8 protein-coding genes are annotated in these 5,493 nt (G+C 64.9%); 2 read left to right on the top strand and 6 right to left on the bottom strand.

The window, feature by feature from the left end; translation table 11 throughout:
* From A5707_RS13400 to A5707_RS13385, 4 genes are all read right to left on the bottom strand, one after another.
* Window positions 1-624 (bottom strand): thiamine pyrophosphate-binding protein (locus A5707_RS13400; protein WP_269455150.1); only part of this gene is annotated, 624 nt, incomplete at its 3' end.
* A 159-nt stretch (window positions 625-783) separates the two neighbouring features.
* Window positions 784-1,443: a UdgX family uracil-DNA binding protein gene (locus tag A5707_RS13395; protein WP_065014955.1), complete on the bottom strand. Its 660-nt coding sequence runs from the start codon at window positions 1,441-1,443 to the stop codon at window positions 784-786.
* Between the two features lie 4 nt (window positions 1,444-1,447).
* Window positions 1,448-2,404, bottom strand: coding sequence for a TIGR03557 family F420-dependent LLM class oxidoreductase (locus A5707_RS13390; protein WP_065014954.1), 957 nt, complete (start codon window positions 2,402-2,404; stop codon window positions 1,448-1,450).
* Window positions 2,405-2,419: 15 nt separating this feature from the next.
* Window positions 2,420-2,980 carry a hemerythrin domain-containing protein gene (locus A5707_RS13385; RefSeq protein WP_065014953.1) on the bottom strand — a complete coding sequence of 187 codons (561 nt, stop codon included), beginning with the start codon at window positions 2,978-2,980 and terminating at the stop codon, window positions 2,420-2,422.
* Window positions 2,981-3,025: 45 nt separating this feature from the next.
* Here A5707_RS13385 and A5707_RS13380 point away from each other — a divergent pair, with 45 nt between their 5' ends.
* Window positions 3,026-4,147 carry a hypothetical protein gene (locus A5707_RS13380; RefSeq protein WP_419866425.1) on the top strand — a complete coding sequence of 374 codons (1,122 nt, stop codon included), beginning with the start codon at window positions 3,026-3,028 and terminating at the stop codon, window positions 4,145-4,147.
* Complete coding sequence (locus A5707_RS13375; RefSeq protein WP_065014951.1) at window positions 4,144-4,542, top strand: hypothetical protein; 399 nt, start codon at window positions 4,144-4,146, stop codon at window positions 4,540-4,542. Before A5707_RS13380 ends, A5707_RS13375 begins: the two co-directional genes overlap by 4 nt.
* On the opposite strand, the gene A5707_RS13370 is transcribed toward A5707_RS13375, so the two are convergent.
* Window positions 4,478-4,801: a hypothetical protein gene (locus tag A5707_RS13370; protein WP_065014950.1), complete on the bottom strand. Its 324-nt coding sequence runs from the start codon at window positions 4,799-4,801 to the stop codon at window positions 4,478-4,480. The two genes, A5707_RS13375 and A5707_RS13370, sit on opposite strands and share 65 nt — an antisense overlap.
* A gap of 46 nt (window positions 4,802-4,847) precedes the next feature.
* The coding region (locus A5707_RS13365; protein WP_156657895.1) for a molybdopterin-dependent oxidoreductase at window positions 4,848-5,493 on the bottom strand (646 nt) is incomplete at its 5' end.

Here is a 5,493-nt window from a genome sequence, read left to right as displayed (position 1 = left end):
GCCGTCGTTGAGAATTTCGGCCGCTTTCTGCAGCTCGGACTCCGGTGGAATGACCCGCGGTTTGGTCCAGCCGACACTGGTGAACACCGCCCCGTGCATGCGCGGCGGCGAAGGCACCGCATCGGCTTCCGCCACGTCCTCCGGCAAGATGATCGTCGCCACGGTCCGGTTGTTCAGCGCCACCTTGCAGGCCCGGTCGACGAGTTGACGCGCCTGTTCGGGTGCCATGCAGGTTTGGACGAAGTCGGACGACACGTCCTTGTACAGCGAGTTGGGGTCGATCTCCTGCTGGAACGCCGCGCCCAGCGACATCCGCTTCTGCTGACCGATGATGGCCACCACCGGCTGGTGGTCGAGCTTGGCGTCGTAGAGGCCATTGAGCAAATGGATGGTCCCGCCGCCGGAAGTAGCCAGACAACAGCCGATCTCCCCGGTGAACTTGGCGTGCGCGGTCGCCATGAATGCGCCCATCTCCTCATGCCGCGGCTGGATCAGCTCAGGATCTCCGCCGGCGCGATCGAGCGCTCCCAGCATCGACAGGATGCCGTCGCCCGGATAACCATAGATGCGGTGAATCCCCCACTGCCGCAGTCGGTCGAGAATGAAATCGGCGGTCTTGGGCATCGGTGTTCCTTTCGTGGGGGCCTTGCTGTGCTGGACATGAGTGGACCGCCGGGATCGCCACCGCCGGCCGAGGAGGGAACAACGGCGGCGGTCATGGGTACCACGGCGACGGTGACGACGCCGGTGGTCACTGTCGACGTGTACCCGCGAGTTGGGGCGTCAAACGGCCGAAAGGCTGGCGCGTGCACTGCGAAGGTCGTCGACGAACGACGCGTAGGCCTTGTCGCGGTCGGTCCGGTCCCGCAGCACCGCAGACGGATGCACGGTGGCTGTCAGTCGAGGCTCTGGATCCAACCGCACGTTGAATTCCTGCGGCAGACCGATGAGCTCGCCGCGGTGTGCGGAGACGCGAAAGGCGCTGCCCAGCAATGCCTGGGCGGCCGTCGCGCCCAGCAACACGATCAGCTGCGGGTGCAGTGAGTCGATTTCGGCTATCAGCCACGGCCGACACGCGACGACCTCGGTGCGGTTGGGCTTCTGGTGTATTCGCCGTTTGCCGCTTTTGCGGGTGAACTTGAAATGCTTGACCGCGTTGGTTTGATACGTCAGATCCGGATCGATGCCGGCGTCGTCGAGCGCTCGCGCCAACAGTCGCCCGGCCGGCCCGACGAACGGCAGGCCTTCGACGTCCTCCCGGTCCCCCGGCTGTTCGCCGACGAGCATGATCGGCGCGTCCCGATGTCCGTGCCCGAACACCGTTTGAGTGGCGTTCTGGTACAGCGGGCAGCCGTGGCAGCAGCTGGCCGCAGCTTCCAGCGAGTCCAGGCTGCAATCGTCGGGCAGGTAACGCTCCGCGCCGGGAACCTTGGTAGCGCTCATCGCTTCAGGCCGCGAACTCGGGCGCGATCTCCGACTCCCAAAAGTCGAAGAACCGGTCCTGGTCCGGACCGATCTGTTGGAGGTAGACCTCGTCGAAGCCGGCGGCGGCGAATTCCCGGATCCGCTCGATGTAGGGCTTGGCATCCGGCCCACAGGGCACCGACTCGGCGACCGCGGACTCCGGCACCAGACTGGATGCCTGCTCGAAATCGCTTGGCCTGGTTAGGGTCTGGCCGAGCTGCCCAGGCAGCTGCTCGTTTGCCCACAACCGGTGTGCGGTGCGCAGGCCGTCTTCTTTAGTGGACGCATGGCACACTTTGAAGCCAGCCTGGGTCGGCTTGCCCGATCCACCACTCTCCCGGAACTGCGACACCAATTCAGCCTCGGGCATGGTGCACTGAAAACCGTCGCCGATCCGGCCGGCCAAGCTGGCGGCTTGCGGCCCGTAGCCCGAGATATAGATGGCGATCGGCTGGGACGGCAGCGTGTAGAGCCTGGCGTTCTCGACCGTGAAGTGTTGGCCGTGGTGGCTGACCTCTTTGCCCGAGAACAGCTTTCGGATCACCGCCACAGCTTCTTCGAGCATTTCCCGGCGGATCGCCGTCGTCGGCCAGCGCTGACCGGTGATGTGCTCGTTGAGCGCTTCCCCGGTCCCAAGGCCGAGGACGAACCGCCCGTCGTGCTGGGCGGCACTCGTCGCGGCGGCCTGGGCGATCACCGCTGGATGAATCCGGATGATCGGACAGGTGACAGCGGTGGTCACCGGCAACGAGCATGCCTGCGAGAGTGCGCCGATCACCGACCAAACAAACGGGCTGTGCCCCTGTTGGTCGCTCCACGGGTGGAAGTGATCGGAGATCCAAAGCCGCTCGAACCCGGCGGCCTCGGCTCGAACGGCTTGGCGGACCAACTCGTTGGGGTGAAATTCCTCGCTGGTGAGGAGGTAGCCAAAAGTCGGCATACGCGCGTCCTCGGTTCAGCGCTTGCCCGTGATGATGTCGCGTGCCCGGTCGAGCATCGCTGCGAACGGACCCGCCATCAAGTTGGCGACCTGGGACTCCACGCCCGCGTGTGGCCTGGTCGGCGCGATCGCCTGGGCGAGCTTGGCGGCGCGACCCATCTTTTCGAGCTCGTCGCTGCTCAGTTCCTGCTGCAGCTTGGCGAACTCCTGCTTCTCTTCTTGGTCCGCGTGCCTGACCACGGCATCACGAAACTTCGTCAGCTCAGTGACGAACTCAGGCGAGCTGACGTCCAGCTTCTCCAACTGCGCAAGCGTCTTTTTCGCCTCGTGCTCCTCGTCAAGCCGCGCGGTCACCACGTCCTTGCCATTGGTCAGCTTGCGCTTGGCGCGGGGGTGAACGATTTCCTCTTCGGCCGTCTCATGCACGGCAAGCAGGCGCCGTAGCTTGATGAACGGCTCCTTGCGGGCGGCGCCGTCGGCCTTGAGGGTTTCGGCGAACAGGTCCTTGATCTGCTGGTGCTGACCGACGAGGAACTCGACGACGTCGGTGGGCGTACCGGTGGCAGCGGATGCCATAGTTACCTCCTCAAATGGTGAGGGAATTTGCGCGCGGGGCTGTTGATGCGCACGACTAACGGCTACCCGACCGGTTCGCCGACAAAACGCGTGTACCGGCGGCCTTCTCCGGGTATCACCTCGAACGTGGCCACCGCATTCTGGCGCTGGTGTTCGGCCGCTGCCGTCGGCGCGCTCGTCGTCGCCGGATGTTCGTCGCCGCAACAGCCCGAAAGTTCACCCGAAGTGACACTGGTGCGCGTCGAGGTGCCGCTGCACAGTCCAGTGTGGTCGTACGGCACGCACACGCTGCTCGGGCTCACCGACGACCACCGGCTGGCGAAGGTCAGCGGCGCCGAGAGGCCGGAGACCGCGCGAACCACGCTGTCGGGGCCGCTCGACGCCGGCCGCAACCTCCAGATCAGCCAGATGGACGATCGCAATGTCTTCGTGCCGCAACCGCAGCGCGGGGTCGTGGGCATCGTCGACATCGGCAGCCTTCGGCCGGTCGGCCAGTTCGAGGCCGGTCCGGCTCCCAACTACCTCTCCGAAGATGCCGGAATGCGGATACTGCTCGCGCTATCCGCCGATGGAACAACCGTGACGCCGGTGGATCAATACGGCTACCGCAAACTGCCGACTGCCACGATCACCGGAGATCGCGCGGACTCGATTGACGGTTCCACGCGGGGACGCGAAATCGACTACCACGTGTACGCGCCGTCGGGAATCCGCTACTACAAAGGACCCTCATCGCCGCCGAGGGAACGCGGCGCCCTGGCCATGGACGTCGCGACGTCGGCGGGCAACAACACCAAGGTGACCCGCACCTACGTCGCCGGCCACGACAATGTCCTCTACTCCGTGGACTCCCGCCGCGGGGGCGAAGGATTGGAAGTGGTCGGAAGCGCGCCACTGCCCTCCTCTCCGGTGCGCTACCTGGGAACCGACGACACCCGGATCTACGCGGCGACCGACCGGCAGCTGGTGACGCTCGAGGCGGCCAGCTTCGGCGGCTACCCGAACAACACCATAAACGTGATCCACGTGGTGGATTACCGTGCGAGTCTGCCTGCCGGCCAAGCGAAGTCGGCGCCGCTGTCCGGGATGGAGGTCGGCCCGCACCAGGTGTTTCTCACGTTGCGTGGCGCACCGTATGTGGTCGGCGTCGCGAAGCCGCATTTATGAGTGAGGGAGAACCGGTGAGCGCCATACCGCAGACACCGATCGGCGTCGACGACGACTTCGAGTGGATCAACGAGCAGATCCGGGCGCTCAAGGAACTCGGCGCGAAGGATCAAGTCGAGCCGGGCGAAAGCTACGACTTCAGCATCCGGTGGGGCACGGCACTGGCCGGGCGGCTGCGCCGGCTGATGCTCTACAGCTCCGAAGGCATCCTCAGCGAGACCGACGAAGCCCGGTTCCAATCGCTGCGCGAGGAATTGCGTGGGCTATCAGTGCTGATCGATCGATTCGAGCTGGCTCACCCGGTGTTCACCGAGCCCACGCCCGCGACCGCTAAACGGCATCGGGGACCTCGACGGACCAGCTCGCGGCGCGGGCCGCGTCTGCGTCGCGGGTGAGGAAGTCCTTCTCGCGCAGCTTGATTCCGGTGCGCGGCGCGGGGCATTCCGGATTACGGCATGTCAAAGCCACCATGTAGGCGTCGTCGTCCTCGTCGAGAAACAGGAAACCAAGGTAGAGCGCATCGCCGACGTCGAATTCGGTTGCGCCGCAACCATCGCAGTGCCCACCTTTGGCTTTGACCTGGTCCAGCACTCGCTCGCACTCGGTCAGATTCAGGCTGACCAACTCGCGACGCACCACGGGGTCGTCCGTCATCTGGCGCCGCTCCTATCGCTCAACGCTGCATTGTCGCCGGCGCGCATCAGATCTCCACGTCCTTGTCGTAATGGATGTTGTCTTCACGCCAACCGCCCAAGCCCATCCCGATGCCGCGGTGGTCGTCGACGAACTCGATCTGGTTGATCCACTTGGCCATCTTGAAGCCGACCTGGGTCTCGACTCGCAGTCGCAGCGGCGCGCCATGTTTGATCGGCAACGGTTGGCCGTTCATCTCGTAGGCCAGGATGGTCTGCGGCTTGTAGGCCAGTTCCATATCCATCACCTCATAGAACTGGCCCAACCCGTCGGAGCTGGGCTCGTCGCGGCTGTTGTCCTGCATGGTCAAAAAGCAGATATAGCGGGCGTGCGGCAACGGCTTCACTTCCTCGAGCAGCCGGCTCAGATGAATCCCGCTCCACTGACCGATGCTCGTCCAGCCCTGCACGCAGTTGTGCAATACCCGTTGCGTTTCCGGCTCGGCCAACGCGCGCAGCGCAGCCAGGTCGAGGGTCACCGGCTTTTCCACCAGACCGCCGACCCGCAGTCGCCAGTCGACGAAGTTGTGCACCGCCATCACCTTGTACTCGCTGGAGCATGGCGGCTTACCGTTGACGCGGTGCTCTTTGGACAGCTTGTGCACCGGATAGTCCTGCCGCGAGTTCAGCGGCCGCAACAGCATGAGTTTGGCC

Source organism: Mycobacterium kyorinense (genome assembly GCF_001672775.1).
GTDB lineage: Bacteria > Actinomycetota > Actinomycetes > Mycobacteriales > Mycobacteriaceae > Mycobacterium > Mycobacterium kyorinense_A.
The sequence above is the reverse complement of the archived record's forward strand: the minus strand, read 5'-3'. Positions and strand labels throughout refer to the sequence as shown.

What these genes read in the sequence shown, in the direction of transcription:
- A5707_RS13390 (WP_065014954.1), bottom strand. Translation starts at nt 2,404, where the DNA reads ATGCCGACTTTTGGCTACCTCCTCACCAGCGAGGAATTTCACCCCAAC.
- A5707_RS13385 (WP_065014953.1), bottom strand. Translation starts at nt 2,980, where the DNA reads ATGGCATCCGCTGCCACCGGTACGCCCACCGACGTCGTCGAGTTCCTC.
- A5707_RS13375 (WP_065014951.1), top strand. Translation starts at nt 4,144, where the DNA reads ATGAGTGAGGGAGAACCGGTGAGCGCCATACCGCAGACACCGATCGGC.
- A5707_RS13395 (WP_065014955.1), bottom strand. Translation starts at nt 1,443, where the DNA reads ATGAGCGCTACCAAGGTTCCCGGCGCGGAGCGTTACCTGCCCGACGAT.
- A5707_RS13370 (WP_065014950.1), bottom strand. Translation starts at nt 4,801, where the DNA reads ATGACGGACGACCCCGTGGTGCGTCGCGAGTTGGTCAGCCTGAATCTG.
- A5707_RS13380 (WP_419866425.1), top strand. Translation starts at nt 3,026, where the DNA reads ATGCGCACGACTAACGGCTACCCGACCGGTTCGCCGACAAAACGCGTG.